The sequence below is a fragment of the Streptomyces sp. SCSIO 30461 genome (assembly GCF_037023745.1).
In the GTDB taxonomy this organism is placed as follows: domain Bacteria; phylum Actinomycetota; class Actinomycetes; order Streptomycetales; family Streptomycetaceae; genus Streptomyces.
The window spans coordinates 4,444,124-4,461,323 of the sequence record NZ_CP146101.1; the positions used below are offsets into that span (position 1 = coordinate 4,444,124).

General features: G+C 71.8%; 12 protein-coding genes. All 12 read left to right on the top strand.

Annotated elements, in window-relative coordinates:
* Positions 1 to 850 precede the first annotated feature (850 nt).
* The 12 genes from V1460_RS19745 to V1460_RS19800 all read left to right on the top strand — a co-directional run bounded on the left by V1460_RS19745 (position 851) and on the right by V1460_RS19800 (position 17,168).
* Positions 851 to 1,621 carry a BTAD domain-containing putative transcriptional regulator gene (locus V1460_RS19745; protein WP_338674970.1) on the top strand — a complete coding sequence of 257 codons (771 nt, stop codon included), beginning with the start codon at positions 851 to 853 and terminating at the stop codon, positions 1,619 to 1,621.
* A gap of 48 nt (positions 1,622 to 1,669) precedes the next feature.
* Positions 1,670 to 2,305: an NADPH-dependent FMN reductase gene (locus V1460_RS19750; protein ID WP_338674971.1), complete on the top strand. Its 636-nt coding sequence runs from the start codon at positions 1,670 to 1,672 to the stop codon at positions 2,303 to 2,305.
* Between the two features lie 196 nt (positions 2,306 to 2,501).
* On the top strand, positions 2,502 to 2,720 hold the full coding sequence (locus V1460_RS19755; protein ID WP_407077496.1) for an ammosamide/lymphostin RiPP family protein: 219 nt from the start codon (positions 2,502 to 2,504) through the stop codon (positions 2,718 to 2,720).
* On the top strand, positions 2,714 to 4,522 hold the full coding sequence (locus tag V1460_RS19760) for a hypothetical protein (RefSeq protein ID WP_338674972.1): 1,809 nt from the start codon (positions 2,714 to 2,716) through the stop codon (positions 4,520 to 4,522). Before V1460_RS19755 ends, V1460_RS19760 begins: the two co-directional genes overlap by 7 nt.
* 4 nt (positions 4,523 to 4,526) lie before the next feature.
* Complete coding sequence (locus V1460_RS19765) at positions 4,527 to 6,965, top strand: lantibiotic dehydratase (protein ID WP_338674973.1); 2,439 nt, start codon at positions 4,527 to 4,529, stop codon at positions 6,963 to 6,965.
* Complete coding sequence (locus V1460_RS19770) at positions 6,962 to 9,289, top strand: hypothetical protein (protein ID WP_338674974.1); 2,328 nt, start codon at positions 6,962 to 6,964, stop codon at positions 9,287 to 9,289. Before V1460_RS19765 ends, V1460_RS19770 begins: the two co-directional genes overlap by 4 nt.
* A gap of 62 nt (positions 9,290 to 9,351) precedes the next feature.
* Positions 9,352 to 10,830 carry a hypothetical protein gene (locus V1460_RS19775; RefSeq protein WP_338674975.1) on the top strand — a complete coding sequence of 493 codons (1,479 nt, stop codon included), beginning with the start codon at positions 9,352 to 9,354 and terminating at the stop codon, positions 10,828 to 10,830.
* Positions 10,827 to 13,073 carry a lantibiotic dehydratase gene (locus tag V1460_RS19780; RefSeq protein ID WP_338674976.1) on the top strand — a complete coding sequence of 749 codons (2,247 nt, stop codon included), beginning with the start codon at positions 10,827 to 10,829 and terminating at the stop codon, positions 13,071 to 13,073. The genes V1460_RS19775 and V1460_RS19780 overlap by 4 nt, the downstream gene beginning before the upstream one ends.
* Positions 13,070 to 14,335 carry a metallopeptidase TldD-related protein gene (locus tag V1460_RS19785; protein ID WP_338674977.1) on the top strand — a complete coding sequence of 422 codons (1,266 nt, stop codon included), beginning with the start codon at positions 13,070 to 13,072 and terminating at the stop codon, positions 14,333 to 14,335. The genes V1460_RS19780 and V1460_RS19785 overlap by 4 nt, the downstream gene beginning before the upstream one ends.
* Positions 14,328 to 15,422, top strand: a complete 1,095-nt coding sequence (locus V1460_RS19790; protein WP_338674978.1) for a hypothetical protein — start codon at positions 14,328 to 14,330, stop codon at positions 15,420 to 15,422. The genes V1460_RS19785 and V1460_RS19790 overlap by 8 nt, the downstream gene beginning before the upstream one ends.
* Positions 15,394 to 16,497, top strand: coding sequence for an FAD-dependent oxidoreductase (locus V1460_RS19795; RefSeq protein WP_338674979.1), 1,104 nt, complete (start codon positions 15,394 to 15,396; stop codon positions 16,495 to 16,497). The genes V1460_RS19790 and V1460_RS19795 overlap by 29 nt, the downstream gene beginning before the upstream one ends.
* Complete coding sequence (locus tag V1460_RS19800) at positions 16,497 to 17,168, top strand: VOC family protein (protein ID WP_338674980.1); 672 nt, start codon at positions 16,497 to 16,499, stop codon at positions 17,166 to 17,168. Before V1460_RS19795 ends, V1460_RS19800 begins: the two co-directional genes overlap by 1 nt.
* Positions 17,169 to 17,200 lie beyond the last annotated feature (32 nt).

The following is a 17,200-nucleotide window of genomic DNA, read 5'->3' on the forward strand; positions in this document are numbered from 1 at the left end:
CGGCAGTCGTGGCCGACGGGCCCGTAGACCACCTCCCCCGAGACGACGTGCCTCCGACTCAGGTCGCCCCGCGGACGCCCTGTGTGGAGATGCTCTCAGGACGGCGTGTCCGCCTTGCCTTCCCGATCGGCCGACAGTTGTACTGGAACCACGGCGAGTTCCGTGAAGCACACACCACTCGGGTGCGCCTTGGGGGGGAATTCGACTATCACGTCGGCACTTCACCGGCGCATCCACGGGGCTCGCCCGTGAAAACTCCATGCAGCGACCGGGCCTCGCATTCACGAACGCCAATCCATCATCATCATGACAACGTTGGCACGACGCGGCATTCCTCGGGTCGCCCGAACCCATCGGACCGAAATTAATCGAAAGGATCATCGATCAGGCTGCGCGGTCCGGTATCGAGTCCTGAGAAGCACGACATCCACCGAAGGTACACAGATCCCACACAGGAAGGTTCCTGACATGCCCTCAGGAGCACTCACGAACGGGGCGATTGTGCTCCGCCGGACGCTGCCGCTCAACCTTGCGTTCATTGTGTTCTCTGCGCCCTCACCACAGCGTTTCGCGCGGAACCGCCGCTTCCGCAGCGCTTCCCGGCCATCTTTCCAGTCATCGATGGCGCCCATTGCCGCAACGCGGCTTTGTGAAGAAACTGAGTACGCAGTGACTCCGAGCAGACCCTCACGACCATTACCGGCGGTGCGGGTATGCGGCCTTCCGCCAGAGGCAACGGACTGACCACTCACAGGTGGTCCACCCCCATGAAGGAAGAAGGTTCTTCAGAATGGCCAAGATATGCACACGCGCCGTGGTGCGTTGCCTCGGTGGCTTTTCACTGGAATTAATGGGACATCCGGTCAAACGATGGCGGGCCGGCAAAGCACGCGAGCTGTTCCTCTATCTCCTCATCAACCGGGGTCGCACGATCGACCGCGACGAACTACATGCCGCACTGTGGCCGGACCGCACCCGACCGGCCGGCTCCAGCTCCGTCAAGGTCGCCAAGCACGCGGTGCAGCAGATCCTCAGCGGCAGGCACACCGCGGATGAGCAGCCGCCCGCGGAGATCGTCTTCAACGAGTACGGGTACACGCTGACGTTCCACGACGCCTGGCTGGACTTCGAGGAGTTCGAGCGGCTGTGCAACGAAGGACACAGAGCTGCGGCCCGGAACGACCGGAGCGCGGCCGCGGAGCACTACCGCGGCGCCCTGGAGCTCCATGTCGGGGACTTCCTGCCCGGTGAGACCGCCGCCTGGGCCCGCGAGCAGCAGGACTGGGTGCGGTCACTCGCCCTGGGAGCGGCGGACTACCTCCTTCAGGAAGCGCTGGACCGAGGCGAACTGCCGGAGGTCATCGATGTGTGCCGGCGCGCCCTGGACATCGACCCCTACCAGGAGGACGTCTACCGGATCCTGATCCAGGTGCACGGCGATCTGGGGCAGTTGGGCCAGGCGAGGTCCTGGTACAAGCTGTACAGCGCACGGATGTCGGACGGTCTGGACATCGATGTCAGCCCTGATACGCAGCGACTCTTCGAGCGGGTCCTGCGTGTGCACGACGCACCTGCCCCAGCGGTCGGCCGGCCCTTTGGCCAACGCGTAACCACTCCGTAACCGGCCTTCCTAGACTCCGAACTCCCGCTACCGGCCAAGGAGGTAGGTGTGACCGTGCTGGAGACGGAACCGGGTTCCGGTCCCTCGGCCGAGAATCCCGGCATCGGCGGCTCTGCCGACGACGGACCCCTGATCGTCGGCATCGGTGGCACCGTTCGCCCTGGTTCCTCGACGGAACGGGCGGTCCGGGCCGTGCTCGCCGCCGCCGCAGCGGCGGGAGGCCGAACCCTGCTGCTGGGCGCCGAGGACCTGCAACTGCCGCTGTACGCACCGGGGGAGCAACTGCGCACCCCGGCGGCCCGGCGGCTGATCGAGGCGGTCGCCCTCGCGGACGGCCTGGTCATCGGCACGCCGGCCTACCACGGCGGCGTATCCGGTCTCGTGAAGAACGCCCTCGACTACATGGAGGACCTGCGCGAGGACACGCGTCCCTATCTGCACGACCGCGCCGTCGGCTGTGTCGTCACCGCACGCGGGGCCCAGGCCGCATCGGCACTGGCGGGACTCCGCTCAGTGGTGCACGCCCTGAGGGGCTGGCCCACACCCCTGGGAGTGACCGTCAACACGGCAAGCGTCACCCTGGCGTCCAACGGCGGCAGCACCGATCCACACGTCGCCGCACAACTGGCCGCCGTCGGGCGGCAGGTGGTCGACTTCGCCCGGATGCGCACACCGGTCGGCTGACACCGCGTCCTGGCCAGGTCGCGTCACGTCGGATGCGCGGTGCGATCCGGTCTACCGGCCATCCGCCGCTCCCTCGTAACGCTCGACCCCCACGATTCCCCGATCACGCGGGCCACCTCGGTTCCGGCTGCCCTGTCACCGGACCCTTCGCGTCCGCATGCCCGTTTCCGACCGTGATCCCGAAATGGAGCACACCATGGAAGACACCACGAAGTCCGCTGAGCCCGAGGAGACCACCGAGGCGCAGGCCTCGCAGACAGAGGCTCCAGAGGTGGAAGCCCCGGAGGCGGAGTCCGCCGAGGACACCGAACTGGAGGCGCTCGACGATCTGGACGACGTCGACTTCGATCTCGACGAGGTCGAGAACAAGATCGCCCCGCTCGCCCTCGCCGCCACCGAGCTCGCGCGATGGTGACGCGGACGGCCGAAACGGGCCGCGCCTCCGGCAGCTCCGTGCGCGTCGACGTGAACACCGGCCCCGCCGCCTCGTACACGGGACTGCGGGCGGGCATCAGCGCGCTGCGTGCCGAGGGCGCCGACTTCACCGGTCTCGCCGAGCGTCATCCGTCGGAGTGGGCGGAGCTCTTCCCCGCCGAGACCGTTCCCGGCACGGCACCGCTGGAGGAGATCGCGCTCGCGCCGTCCGAGCGGCGGCTGCACCGCGAGAGCGAGCAGGTCTACCGGGTACTGACCGTGGCCGCCACCGCCCTGTGCACGGGCACCGCTCAGCTGGACAGGCCCCTGCTGGTCGGCGGGCTGGGCGGCACCGACCTGTCCTCGCTGCGCGGATTCATGCGCGCCTTCGAACACGCCCAGGTCGTCGACGGCGCCGAACTGCAGCCGGCCATGCCCACTTCCGTGCGTGAACCGATCGGCCGGTACGCCGACTACCGCCCGGAGCGGGCGCGCTGCCTGCGCCGGATGGGCCTGCCGGTCACCGGGGACGACCTGGTCATGGATCTGAGCACGGACGCCGACTCCCGCTTCGTGCCGGTGTCCGACGAGGGCGTGCTCCATCTGCGGGCGCGGGACACCGAGAGCTCTGCCGTGGACCGGGTCGCCGCCGCGCTGGCCTACTGCCGCCGGGCGTTCTTCTCCGCGAACTGGGAGGGCATGGCCGTCGTCGCCGACGAGGCGATCGGACTGCTGTCCGGTATCCCCGAGTCGGGCATACCCGGACTGCTCGCCAAGGCGGAGCGCCAGGAAGAACTGGTCCACGCGATCGAGTTCGAGACGGCGATCCTGCGCGGCACCGCCGACGTACGCGGCTTCCTGCTCAAGGTGCTCGGCATCCAGGCCGGCTTCCGCGGCGACCAGGACGCCGCCGTCGCCTGCTTCCGTGCCATCCGGGAGGACGCGACCGGGCTCTCCCCGGAGCTACGCGCCCAGTCACACCTGTACACCGCGCTCACCCTGTCCAAGCGCAAGAACCGGCTGGCCGAGGCCGTGGCCGAGGTGGAGCAGGGCTTCGCCGCCGTCGCGGAGAGGCCGGGCGAAGCGGAGAGCGTACGCCGCGAGCGCGGCTGGCTGCACAACCTTCGCGGGCTGACCCTGTTCGCGGAGCGGCGGCTCGGGGCGGCCTTCGAGCACGAGAAGCAGGCGCTGGCCTGTATGGCCGGACTCACCGACGCCAGTGCCGCCCATCTGCGCATCAATCTCTACTCCAACATCAGCGTCCTCCAGGAGAAGGCCGGCAAGCACGGCTCGGCACTCGCGACCTGGGAGAAGTTCAAGCAGGCGGCCGGTTCGTCCAACGCGGGTTTCCGCAAGCACCACGCCTATCGAAGTGCCGGACTGCGGCTGCTCGTCGGCGAGCGGGACGCCGCGCTCGAGGACCTGGACACCACGCTCGCCAACGCGGCAGAGCTGGGTGATGTGTTCCACGAGACCGAGGTACGTCTCGAACTGGGCATGCTGCACGCCTCTGGCGGTGACGCAGAAGCGGGCACCGAGCAGTACGAGCGCGCCGAGTCCGCGGCACGGCTGCTGGGCGACCCGTACCGGATGGCGCTTGCTCAGGCGGGTCGGGTGATGACGGCCGGTTCCACGACCGCCGCCGATTCGGTGGGCAGGACGGCGGCGCTGAGCCTCACCCGTCCCGGTGACGCGGACGCACTCGCCAAGGCGGTCGCGGAAGGCGGCGAGTTGCGGGGGCTCCTGCCCAAGCCGCGTACCAAGCTCAACCGTCCGTTCGACCTGATCAACTTTCAGGACTGAGGCCATGGCGGACCAAGCGACGGGATGGCAGCTCTACGACCGGCTGCTGCTGAGGAGGGCCGGCTTCGGCGCCGACCTGCTGACCGCTCTCGGTGACGATCCGACAGGTGCGGCGGCGGCGGACTACCGGGAGGCGGTCACGCGGTTCGAGGAGAGCCGCGGCCGGGTGCAGGAGGCGATCGCCAAGTCCGTCGCGCGGGCCGACCGTGCGACGGACCGCACCGGGCTGCGCGAACTCTCCAAGCTGCGCAGCCGGGTGGGCCGCAGACTGCCCGTGGAACACAGCCCGCAGGACAGCGCCGTGGCAGGCGCGGTCGACGGCTATCGAGCGGCGCACTCCGCGTGGCAGGAGACAGCGGGGCGGCTTACCGAGGTCCTCGGAGCCGAGGTGCTGCGGCGCCCGGAGCGCATCCGCGACCTGCTGCGCGACGAGCGGGTGTGCGACGCGCTGCTCCAGCTGTCACCGTCCTTCCACACCGAGGTGCTGCGCTGGCTCGACGGCTGGGAGCACCGGGACGGCGCACCGGGCCGCAACCGTGCCAAGGACCGGTCCTTCTACCGCCGCGTCTACCTCTACGGCCAGCGGCTCGGTGTGAAGAACGAGACCACCAGCTACTTCGGTCCGCTGGTGCACGGCAGCGTCGACCGTACGGCCGATGGCACGGCCCTGGGCCCTGAGACCGCCACCGGCTACCACGTCCTGGAGGCGCAGACCGCGTTCTGGGCCGTGTGCGAACTGGCCAGGCTGGTCGGTACGGACCCGGCTGTCCGTGACCGTACGCCCGTGGCCTGGCTGCCTTCCTGCCGCAGGACGCCGGGCGAGGCGCCCGGTTCGGGGGCGATCCAGTCCGCCGACGGCCGCCGGATCGGTCTGTCGGGCGTGCGGTGGCGGCTCGCCGAAGCCGTCGACGGCCGACGTTCCACCACCGAGCTTGCGGCACTGGCCGGCCTCGGCCTCGACGAGACGCGCCGCGTACTCGACCGGCTGCGGCAGGCGGGGGCGGTACGGCTCTGGCCAGAGCCGCCGTCCACCGCGGCCCGCCCCCTGGACTGGCTGGTCGCGTGGGCCGACCGCTACGCGGAGGGCACCGCGTGGCCCGTACGGCTGCGCGAGTTGCGGGATCTGGCCGGGCGCTACGCGGCGGCCGAAGGCCATCGGGCCAGGGCGGCAGCGCTGGACCGGCTGGAGGAGTGCTTCACCGGACTCACCGAGGTCGATGCTCGCCGCGCCGGCGGCCGGATGTACGCCGACCGTCTCGTGGTCTCGCTCGACGCCAAGGGCGACCAGAGTCCGGTGGTGGTCGGCGGCGATGTGGCCCGGCGCTGGGAGTCCGAGCTGAGCCCGGTGCTGGACGTCGCCGCCCGCTACGGCGAGCTCCAGCAGCGCGCGGCGGCCGAGCTGTGCACCTCGATCCTGCGCGCGGCGGGCGCCGACACCATGCCCTACGACGAGTTGATCCGTCGGGTACACGCGGCGGTCGGTGCGGGCGGTATGGACGACCTGGCGGGTCTACTGACCGCGTTCGAGCGGGACTACACGGAGCTGGTGGCAGCCACGGTGCAGGGGCAGGAGGCCAGGCTCACCCCGGCCGAACTGGCGGCGTTCGCCCCCGAGCCGGGCAGGCACCGGTTCGTCAGCCCGGACCTGATGCTGGAGCGCCGCGTCGACGGCGCCGACCTCCTGGTGCTGGGCGAGCTGCACCCGTATGTCTTCGCCTGGGGCTCGCAGGGTCTGTTCAGCGATGAACAGGACCGGATGCTGGGCGACTTCGCATCGGGCCTGGACCCCTGGGGCGGCCCTGAGCGGCTGGCCACGGTGATTCGCCGCAGGCGTCACAAGGGCCTGGTGGCCGACTGGTTCCCCGGCCGTTTCGTCGAGATCACCGCGGTGGCCACCGATGACCGGGAGCGGACGGTGCCGCTCACCGACCTGACCGTCTCCCTCGTGGACGGCACACCGCGACTGCGTGCCCCGGACGGTGAACTGACCCTGTACGCGGGCGAGGACGACCATGTGCATCTGCGGGCCTTCGCCGCTCCCGGTGTGGGGCTGCCGCTGGTGCGGCTCGGGGACTTCGCGCCGAGAATCGTGGTCGGGGATCTGATCGTGCAGCGGGCCCGTTGGTGGTTCGACCGGGCTGACCTCGGGGTCGACACGGTGCGCGATCCGGGCGCCGCCTTCCTCGCCGTGCAGTCGCTGCGAGCCCGGCTCGGCCTGCCCCGGTTCTGCTTCGCCTCCCTGACGCACGAGCCGAAACCGGTCGGGATCGACCTGGACAACCCGCTGGCCGTCGACACCCTGGTGGCGATGGTGCTGGCCGGTGACAGTCCGGCCGTGTCACTGGCCGAGATGCGACCGGCCCCGGACGCGCTGTGGCTGCGCCACGGCGGAGCCCCTGTGACCTCGGAGTTCCGGATCGCCATGAAGAGAGCGTCGTCATGACCGCCCGCCCCGCCCACTCCCCCGACGGTCCGGCACCGGCACCGGCGCCGCGGCACGGCTGGGAGCTGCTGCCCACGGTCGTCCTGCGCAGTGCCGGGTTCCCCTGGCAGATGGTCGAGCGGCTGGCGTACGAACGGACCCGGAGGCTCATCGACGACTTGTTCGCCCTGGAGACGCGGGCGGCCGAAGTGGCGTCCCGGCTTCGCCCCTCGGGACGGCTGTCCCGGGGCCAGCAGAGCAAGTTGCGCGGTCTGCGGTCGCTGCCGCCGTCCGACACCTTCCACGCCGACTGGCTGGCCGAGTGGAACGCCCTGGCCGAACAGGTGGCCACGGCACGCGAACGGCTCACCACCACCGTCGAGTCCGACGCGGCCGGTGTCGACGAGGCGCTCACAGCGATACGTGACGATCCCCGCGTCAACGACGCCATCGTCTGCTCCTCACCGGCCGTGCACCGCGATCTGGCACGTGGTGCGGCGGGCGGTCGCATCCGCCGTCAGCTCGCCTCCTACGCTCAGCGGCTGGCGTCCAAGAGCGAGACGATGAGCTTCTTCGGCCCCATCAACTACGGGCGGCTCGATCCCGGTTCCGATGCTCCGACCGTGCTGGACTGGGAGGGTCACACGGCGATCAGGGTCCGCCAGGCGCACACCGCCGCCCGGGTCAACGACGCCGTGCAGGAACTGCTGCTGGGTGACGGGGCACTGGCCGGACGACTGGTCCCCCTGCGCAAGACGATGGCCCGGGTGCCGCGGACGCCCGCGGGCGGTACGGGCATCGACACCGTACTGCTGCGGGAGGCGGACGGCATACGCACGGTGGCCGAGATCGCCGCCGTGTCGGGTGCCGGTGTACGCGATGCGGTGGAGGCCTTCGGCCGGGCCGTGGCGAAGGGGACGCTGACACACACGTGGTGCCCCCCGGCCACCGTGGTCGATCCGCTGCGCTGGACCCTGGAGCGCATCGACGCGTCGGACCCCGAGACGGCCGCTCGTGCCGCGGGCGTGCGGGCGCCGCTGGTGAAGACACTGGAGCTGCTCGACGCCTATCCCGCCGCTCCGCCCGAGCGCAAGCTGACCATCCAGGCCGAGCTGGAGTCGCTGTTGCCGGTGAACGATCGTCCGGCGGAACGCGGGCGCTTCTACAACGACCGGGTCATCATCCACGAGGCAGCGGTCGGAACGGCGGGGCTGGAGGTCCGCGGGCCGCTCGCCCGCGATATGTGTGACGCCGTGGCGCCGGTGCTGGATCTGCTGGCGCACGAGGCCGAGTCGACCCGCCTGCAGACCAACCGGGCGGTCGCCGCCCGGCTGGGTCCGGGCAGGATCCCGCTGCTGCGGGCTCTGCGGGACTGCGCGGACCTCGCCATCCGCACGGGCGGAATGCTCGGTGCCGAGCTGGGCCGGGTGATCGCGGCAGCGGGTGCGGACCGAGCCGAACTGGATGTGGCAGGCCTGACGACCACACCGCCGCCGCCTGCTGCGCCGGTGCTGTGCTCCATCGACGTACTGGTCGCCGCACCCGACCTGTCCGGGTACGAGCCGGGGTCGACCCCGCTGGTCCTCGGTGACATCCATGACGCGGCGCTGCTCACGCCTTGGGCGCTGCAGTTCCATCCGGCCTCAGCCGAGCTGCTGGCGGAGCGGGACGCGGGAGTGCGCCGGGCACTGGGCGACCAGCTCGCCGTGAATGTCATCTCGCGCCGTACGACCGGGCTGCCGCCGCTCGAGTTCCCCGGTGTGGTGCTCGAACTGGGCGGCACGGCCTCGGCGGACCGGGAGCGGGTCGGCCTGGACCAGCTGTGGCTGGACAGTGACGGCGAACAGGTCGTGCTGCGCAGCGACGCCCACCCGGGCCGGAGCCTCCTGTTCCACAACGGCGAGCTCGACACCGCCGTGCACACCGCGCTGGCGCTGCCCCGCATCCGCCGCCCGGTGCTGCCCGACCTGCCGCATGTACCGCGGCTGCGCTGGGGCAACGTGGTGTTCTCACGGCGCCGGTGGGCGCTGCCGAGCGCGGCGGTGCTGGAGGCCCACAGCAGTCGGCGGGAGGACGAGCGGCTGCTCGAGACGGCCCGGCTGGTGCGGGAACGGGGGCTGCCGACGCGCTTCTTCGTGAAGTCGCCGGCGGAGCGCAAACCGGTGTATGTGGACACGGCGAGCCCCGAACTGCTCAAGGGCCTGGCCCGGCTGGCGGGCACGGCTGCACAGCTGGCGGTCTCCGAGGCGCTGCCGGCGCCCGAGGACGCATGGCTGCGGGACGGAGCGCTGCGCTTCGCCTCCGAGCTGCGCTGTGTGTACCTGCGGGGCGGAGGTGAGCGGTGATGCGCCTGGATGCCGTCCGGGAAAGCCTTGCGGGCCCGCGACGACCACCCGGACAGGACCTGGTGGTACTACCTCCGCTGTTCGATCCGAGTCTGGAGCCGGACCTCGGTCCCGACCATGAACTCCTCGATGTGAACGCACGGTTCATCGCCCGGCTCACGGGCGCCGAAGCCCTCGGTGAGCTGGCCGGCGCCTACGCGCTCGCCGGCCCCGGCGGCGGCGACCCCGCCGAGGCCCGTACCAAGGCGCTGTTCGCACGTGCCGCGGCCCGGATCACCGCCCGTGGCAGCCATGACACCGGTCGGCTGCGGGCCATGGGCGTGGCGCTGCGGCTGGCGGGCGAGGACGACCCCGCACTGCGGCTCGCGGCCGATGACGTGGAACTCGTCGGCGGCACGACGGAGTCGGGGGCTGATGTCGTCCTGGCCGCCGAGCGGACCGCACTGCTGGGACCGGAGACGCTCTGGGCCCGTACGGCCGTCGCGCCGGACCGCCGCGTGCGCCTGGTGGTCGAGACCGATCAGCAACTCCCCTTCGCAGTCGCTCTGCTGACCGCCTTCGGGCCCGAACGGGTGGTGCTGTGCGGGCGTTTCACCGCCACCCATGGCACGGCGCTGCGGGCGCTGGCCCCGTTCTCGAAGGCTGCCGGCATCGACGACTGGGCTCCCTCCTGGCGGCTGCGCAAGGAGTGGTCGGGAGACGGCACGCCGATCCACTGGGTCCGCCGAGCCGCTGACTGGCGCCCGGGCGTCCCCTGGGCCGGCTGGCTGCCCCCCGGGGAAGCGGCAACGCTGCCCGGCGAGGCCTGGGGTGAGTGCCTGGGCGCGGCGCTGACCGTGGCGCGGCTGGCCTCCTGGGCCGAGGTGACCGGAGCCGACGGCAGCCGGACCGATCTGCGGCCCGTCGTCGATCTGGCGGGCGCGGCACCGCTCGCCGTGGAACTGCTCGTCGGGGCACCCGGATCGAGCGCGGACGAGACCGGCTCCACCGCACGGAGGCTGCTGATCGGGCCGGGACCACGGCTCGCCGGGCTCAGCCCGTTCAGACTGCCGACGGCCCCTGGCGACCGGGAACCGAACACCTGGGACGGCGTACCGCTGAACCGGCACGCGGCACCGGACCACGATCTGCCGCGCTGGGACCGGTTCGACGCGCCCGGCACCCTCGACGAAGCGGCACGTGCTGCGGCCATCAACGGTCTGAACGCCGAACTCGGCTCCATGGCCGACCTGTTCCCCGGCAGGTTCGCCTGCTGCGTCATCGCGCAGGGCGGCACCGGGCAGCGCTCGGAGCCCTCCCTCTGGGAGCCGTCGGCCGCGGTCGTTGCCGAGCACGGCCCGGGCCCGGACGGCCGGGGAGCGGGTTCGTTCGTGGTGAACCTGCGGACGGGCAGCGCGTTCCGGTTGCATCCGAAGCTGGCTCCGGTCGTGGAGCGGCTCTCGTCGGGCGACACCGCCGTCCTGGACCGGATCAGCGATGCGGTCCGCACCAAACTGACCGGCCGGCTGGTCGAAGCCGGAGTGATGCGGAGGAGCCAGTGAGCCGACAGTGGCGCATCGGGCGGGAGTTCATCCTGCGCCATGCGGGTATGCCGTTCGACTGGCTGGAGGAGCTGGGTGCGTCCCGTTCCCTGCTGGAACTCGCCGATGAGCTGCTCGACCACGAGCGGGTCGTACTGGAGCTCGTGGAGAAGCAGTTCGACGGTGCGCGCGCCGATTCGCTGCGGTCCGATGTGCTGCGTGGCCGCTCGGGTCAGCTGCCGAAGTCGGGCGGTGCGGACTGGAACCGGGTGGTAAGTGCCTGGAGCGATGTCTGGCAGCGCTATGCGCTCGCCCACCAGCGGGCCGACGACGAGGTGGGCGAGCGGCTGAGGAAGCTGCTGGCGGATCCGGGGGTCCGCGAGGCGGTGTTCCTGTCCAACCCTGATGCCTACCGCAACATGCTGCTCCCGCTGCTGGCGCACGAGGGCCCCCTGAGCTCGCGCTGGCGCAGGGTGCGCCGGCAGATGTACACGTATGTGCAGCGGTTCTGCGCGAAGAACGAGACCGTGAGCTTCTTCGGGCCCATGGCCTACGGCTCGGTCGGGGACGGTGAGGAAGTCGCGCTGCGCGACGACGTGCCCCGTGCCCGCAGGGTGTTCTTCTCGCACTGGGCTGCGCGGGCGCTGGCCACGGCGATCGCCAAGGACCCCAAGCTGCTTCCGTATCTGGCGTTCCACCCCACCGGCCGGGGTGACACGGCGCAGGAGCCGCTGCTGGCCCTGGTGGCTGCGGACGGCACCGTGTTCCGCGACTTGGTGCGAGCGTCGGGGCAGCCCGCCCGCGAGGTCGCGCGGACGCTGATGCGACTGGTCGCCGCCGAAGCCGTCACGATCGGCCTGGGCGGTGGTGACTACGACCCGGATCCGCTCGCGACCCTACAGGAGCAGCTCTCCGCGCTGCCCGACTCTGCGGCTCGTGGACTGTGGCTGCGCCGCATCGGTGAACTCGTCGCTCTGATGACCGACTTGGCCGAGCAGCCACTGGACCGCAAGGCCGTGACGGTGGCGGCGCTCGAGGAGCGGTTCGCCGAGTTCACCGGGAGACCGGCCCGCCGGGGTGCCGGTGCGGCGTACGCCGACCGCGCGGTGTTCTTCGAGGAGTGCGCCTCGCCCTTCGCGCTGACTCTCGGCGCCGGGCTGGTCAGCCGCTGGGAGGAGCGTCTGGCACCCGTGCTTGAGGTGTGTGCGGCGCACGGGCAAGCGGCACAGGCGTCCGCGGCGGACGCGGTACGGGAAGCATTCACGGACGGCACGGGCGGCGGCGTCGAGTTGGACCTGCTCACATACGCCACCAGGGCGGCCATCAGCAGGTCGGACTCGACCAGCACCTTCCAGGCGGCGCACGCGCCCGCCTACCCAGGCGCCGACTGGCGTGCCGAGGTCGAACGGCTCGCCGGCGAGGCCGGGGCGCTGGACGGCGACCGGTACGCGGTCATCGACCTGTGCCCCGCCGCCCCGGACGCCGCCGGGCTCGACGGCGCCCCGCTCGTGCTCTCCCGCGCCCACCACCATCTGCTCGTCCGCAGCTGGCTCGGCACGATGCACCCCGACCCGGCCCGGCTCGGCGCCGACGCCGCCGGATGGACCGCGGAGCAGGACGGCGCTGTCGTCGGCCTCGACTTCGGGCGCCGCAACAAGGGCTACTACCGCTTCCCCGGCCGTGAGGTCGCGATGCGCCCACTGACCTGGACGGACCACAGCCGGCCGGGGCTTCTGAAGCCGGAGGACCTGACCGTCCGCATCGGTCCGGACGAGGTCACCCTGCACGACCCCGAGGGCCGACGGGTCAGCGCGTACGTCCCGCTGAGCGACTTCGTCAAGTACCCCCCGATCGCTGCCCTCTCCCATCCCCAGGTGCTCCATCCGGCTTTCACCGCCGATGGGGCGCTCCCCGAAGTCACCCTGGGTGAGGTCGTATTGCAGCGTTCACGGTGGCAGGTGCCCACCGCGGCGCTCGCGGCGGCGGAGCCGTCCGCACGCTTCCTCGCGCTGCGCAGACTGGCGCGCGACACCGGAGGCCGTTTCGTCTTCTGCCGCAGCGCCCACGAACGCAAGCCGTATCTGATCGACCTGGCTTCACCGCTCGCGGCGGACCTGGTCAGCCATGTGGCGCGCGGAGCGGACCGCTTGGGCGTGGAACGCATGGCGCCCGGGCCGGACGAGCTCTGGCTGCGCGACGCCGAAGGGCGGCGCTACACCAGCGAGTTGCGGATGCAGATCATCGGCAGGAGCAGCACCCAATGACAGTCACCACACTCTTCGCCGAACGCTCGATGCGCCTTCGTGCCGATGTGCTTCCGGACGGCGGTGTCAGCACCGAGCGGTCGTCGGCGCGCGGGATGAGCGTCGAACGGCACCTGGGCCAGGGGTTCACCGAGCACCGCTTCGCGGACGGCGACGATCTGCTGACCGTCGGGGCAGCCCCGGTGGGCGCCGAGGCCGCCGGAGCACTGCGCGAGGTCCAGGAGCGGCCCCTGTTCGAGCTGACCCCTGGACTGCGCGGCGAACTGGCCCGGATCGCCGCCGAGACGGGAGCGGAGCTGACGCTCGGTGTGGCGCAGCAGCACATCGCCGCGGGCGGGCCGGAACGCGTCCGCACCACGGAACGGCTCGTCACGACCCTGGAGACGAGGGTGACCGGCGCCGACGGCACCGTCCACTCCCGGTCGCTGCTGTGCGCCCGGCCCGGGACCGACCCCGACGGCCTGAGAGAGGCGGCCGTGCGTGAGGCCGGTGCGATACGCGAACGCCTCGCACTTCCGCTGGCGACCGAACTCCCGGACGAGGCCGACCTGGTACTGCTACCCGGTCTCGCCGGGGCGTTCTTCCACGAGATCGCCGGCCATCCGATGGAGGCCGATGTGGTGGCCTCCGGCACCAGCTACCTCGGGGCGCGCGCCGGACAGCGGGTGGCACCGGCGTGGCTGTCGGTGCTCGACGGCGGCGCGCACGACGGACCCGGCTACCGCAGCCCGTTCGACGACGAGGGGACGCCCTGCCGCACACTGAGGCTGATCGACCGGGGCACGGTGGGAGAGCCCATGACCGACCGGGCTCTCGCGTCCCGGCTCGGCGGCGGGCCGGGCTCGGGGCACGGGCGCAAGCAGGACTACCGGCACCCGGCGATCCCCCGGATGGCGCACACCGTGGCCCTGATCGATCCGGGCACCGAGGTGGAGCCCCCGGCCGGCGACTGGATCGCACCGTACGGGCTGCGGCTGGACATGATGAACATCGCCTCGGGCGCGTTCGTCTTCCACGCCCCGTTCTCCCTGCTCCACCGTGCCGACGGCAGCACCGCACGCCTGGGCCCGATGACGGTGACCGGTGACGGGGCACGGGTGCTCGCCGGGCTGCGGCCGTACGAGCACAGGGTGGCCGCCTATCTGCGGGCCACCGGAGGCTGCGGAAAGCTCGGGCAGTACCCGGTGCTGGTGTCGTTCGCCAACGCGGGTTTCCGGCTCCCCGCCGGGCTCGTCGGGCTGCGGGCGGTATCGCATGGCTGAGACGCGGATACGTGCCTCCGGGGTCCTGACCCCCACCCGCGGTGCCCCGCGGCTCACCGTCTCTCTCGACACCCTGTGCCTCGGACGTGACGCCGCCACGGGACGGATCACCGGGTCCCGGCGACTCCCCGGGTCGGCTGACCAGGAAGCGGGCAAGGAGACCGGGCTGCTGCTCACGGAGGCGGCGGGGCGCGCGGCGTCCGGAGCGGCCGGTCTCCAGAGCGCTGTGGCGCAGGTCCGCGAATGGCGGGACGCCGACGGTCTGCTGGTGTCGAGGCGGGCCGAACTGCTGGCCAGAGTGGAGACCGCCGGCGGGCCTGTGCTGCTCGGAACCAGCGGCCAGGGGGATCCGGGCTCGCTGGTGGACGCACTGCCCTGGGACGAACTCGGCTCGCTCGACGCGCCGTTCGACCACGTCCGCCCGCCGGACGACTGGCGCTGGCGCCCGCTGGTGCTCAGGCCGTCCCCCGCGGCCGTGCTGGTCGCCGGTGCGGCGTTCTCGCTGACCTCCCGGGGCGGGCGCGCGACCGCGAAGCGGCTGTCGGGGCGGCGCGTTCTGCCGCCGCTGACGCTGACCGACCTGCCGTCCGCGCCGCCGGAGGTCGGAATCGACGACCTGGGCGCCCTGGCGCGACCCGCGCCGCTTGTGGAAGCGGGCCGTATCTGCCCGCCACCGCCGGTGTCCCCGGCCGCCACCGGCGTCCCGATCGGGCGGGCGCTTTGGGACCACGACGCCGGTGGAATCCTGCCGCCGCCGCAGGCAAGGCTCGAACTCACCGGGCCGGAGACCGAGGTGCCCCCGGATGCGGTGGAACTCGTCTGGTGCGTGGAGGGGCTCCAGCGCTATCACGGCGACGGCACCGTACGTCTCCACTGCCTGGCCAGGACGGCGGACCGGCCGGGCGGCTGGTTCCGTCTCGTGCTGCGCGGCAAACCGATCCACCTGCTGCGCCAGGCCCGCGGTCTGGCCGGCCCGCCCACGGCTGTCCACAGCGACAGCGAAGTGACCACCCGCTCGCTGGTACTCGCCGGCGCGACCGACATGGAAGGTGCAGGACATGCCGTCGTCACCGTCATCACCCCCTGATTTCACTCTCATCGGCGGCGGCATCGTCGGCGCCTGCCTCGCCGAGGAGTTGAGCGGCGTCGGTGCGTCGGTCCTGGTGCTGGACTCCGGTGACGAGCCCGGGCACGCCACCAACCGGGCGGCGGGGGTGGCGGTCCCCTCACTGCGCTATCTCGCCGACCGGGAGTTCTACGACTGGCTGCGGACCGCCAAACGGGATCTGGACGCCGATGTCGCCCGGCTGGAGCCGGAGTCCGGCGTGTTCAGCGTGGCCCGGCCCATCCTGCGCGCGCTGCGCGAGACGGACGTGGAGGCGTACGGCGAGGTGCTGGACGGTCTCGGCGTCGGCAACTGGGTGGACGGTGACGCGCTCGCCCGGTCCACGCCCGGGCTCAAGCTTCCGGCCAGCAGACGCTACCTCCTGGACCCGGACGGGCTGATGATCGACGGCCGCCGCTATCTGGACGCCGTGCGGCGCCGCTGCGTGGCCCAAGGAGTCGACTGGCGGCAGGGCGTCGCCGTGCGGGAGGTGCGCGAGGAGGGAGCATCGGTCTCGGTCCTCACTGCCGACGGGGCGCTGCGCGCCGACCGGGTGGTGATCACCGCGGGTGCGTGGAGCTCGGGCAAGGGCTTGGCAGAGGCAACGGGCATCCGGCCGCAGCGCGGCCAGATGGCGGTGCTGCGCACCGACGAGGAGCTGAACTGCATCCTGTCGTCGGCCTACTACCTCGCGCCCGGCGTCGGTGACGACGTGATCGTCGGGGCCACCGAAGAGGACGCGGGCTTCGCCGAGCACGTCACCACCCAGGGCATCGCCCAGCTGCTGAGGTTCGCGACCACCGCCATGCCGGGGCTCGCGGATTCGGTCCCCGTGGAGTTGCGAGCCGGGCTGCGCCCCGTGTCCGGGACCGGAAGGCCCCTGGCGGGCGCCCTGCCCGGGCACGCGAGGGTCTTCCTTTCGGCCGGGCACGCCGGACACGGGCTGCTCTCGGCACGCGCCACTGCCAAGGGCATGGCGGCCGGTCTCGCCGGGGACGACTGGGAGGCCCTGCCGTACAGCATGTGCCCCTCGCACGCGCTGGGCGGTGCCGCCTGATGCGTATCGACCATGTGATCCTGGGCGCGCGGACCATCGAGCCGTTGCGGGAACTGCTGTGGGAGCGCCACGGGTTCGGCATCACCGACGGCAGTCCCAACCCGGACGGCACGGCGAGCTGGGTGGTGCCCTTCGACACACCCGATGTGCAGTATCTGGAGCTGCTCGTCACCCATGACGAGCGCAAGCTGATGGACGGCGACTTCGGGCGGCTGTTCCTGGAACGGACGGCGGACGGTCCGGATTTCCTCAACTGGGCCGCGCTGACCGACGACATCGAGTCGACCGCACGCGCGGTGGAGTCGGTCACGGGAGCGGATCCGGATCTGTTCCGTGGCGAGTCGGTCCGCGCGGACGGTCAGCGCGTGCCCTGGGCGGAGGCGGCTTTCGACCTGTCCTGGCGCAGTCGGGTGCTGCCGTTCTTCCTGAGCTACGGCAACGCGGAGGCGCGCGCGGCACGGGTGCCGGGTGATCTGAAGGCCGCTGGGCACAGGGTGTGCCCGAAGGCGCTGCGGCGCCTCGAGACGGGACAGGCCCAGGAGCATGGCTGGGCGGGCCGGTGGCCCGGACTGGCCGCACTCGACGTCGCTGTCGATCCCGCGGCCGGTCCCCGGATATCGGCCGTGCACATCGACACCGCCGAAGGCGAGACGGTGGTGCGGCTTCCGTGACCGCAGCACGTCCCGCCGCCGGGCGGGTACCG

Coding starts and splice junctions, on each gene's coding strand:
- V1460_RS19745 (WP_338674970.1), top strand. CDS start 851: ATGGGACATCCGGTCAAACGATGGCGGGCCGGCAAAGCACGCGAGCTG.
- V1460_RS19755 (WP_407077496.1), top strand. CDS start 2,502: ATGGAAGACACCACGAAGTCCGCTGAGCCCGAGGAGACCACCGAGGCG.
- V1460_RS19760 (WP_338674972.1), top strand. CDS start 2,714: ATGGTGACGCGGACGGCCGAAACGGGCCGCGCCTCCGGCAGCTCCGTG.
- V1460_RS19765 (WP_338674973.1), top strand. CDS start 4,527: ATGGCGGACCAAGCGACGGGATGGCAGCTCTACGACCGGCTGCTGCTG.
- V1460_RS19770 (WP_338674974.1), top strand. CDS start 6,962: ATGACCGCCCGCCCCGCCCACTCCCCCGACGGTCCGGCACCGGCACCG.
- V1460_RS19785 (WP_338674977.1), top strand. CDS start 13,070: ATGACAGTCACCACACTCTTCGCCGAACGCTCGATGCGCCTTCGTGCC.
- V1460_RS19790 (WP_338674978.1), top strand. CDS start 14,328: ATGGCTGAGACGCGGATACGTGCCTCCGGGGTCCTGACCCCCACCCGC.
- V1460_RS19795 (WP_338674979.1), top strand. CDS start 15,394: ATGCCGTCGTCACCGTCATCACCCCCTGATTTCACTCTCATCGGCGGC.
- V1460_RS19800 (WP_338674980.1), top strand. CDS start 16,497: ATGCGTATCGACCATGTGATCCTGGGCGCGCGGACCATCGAGCCGTTG.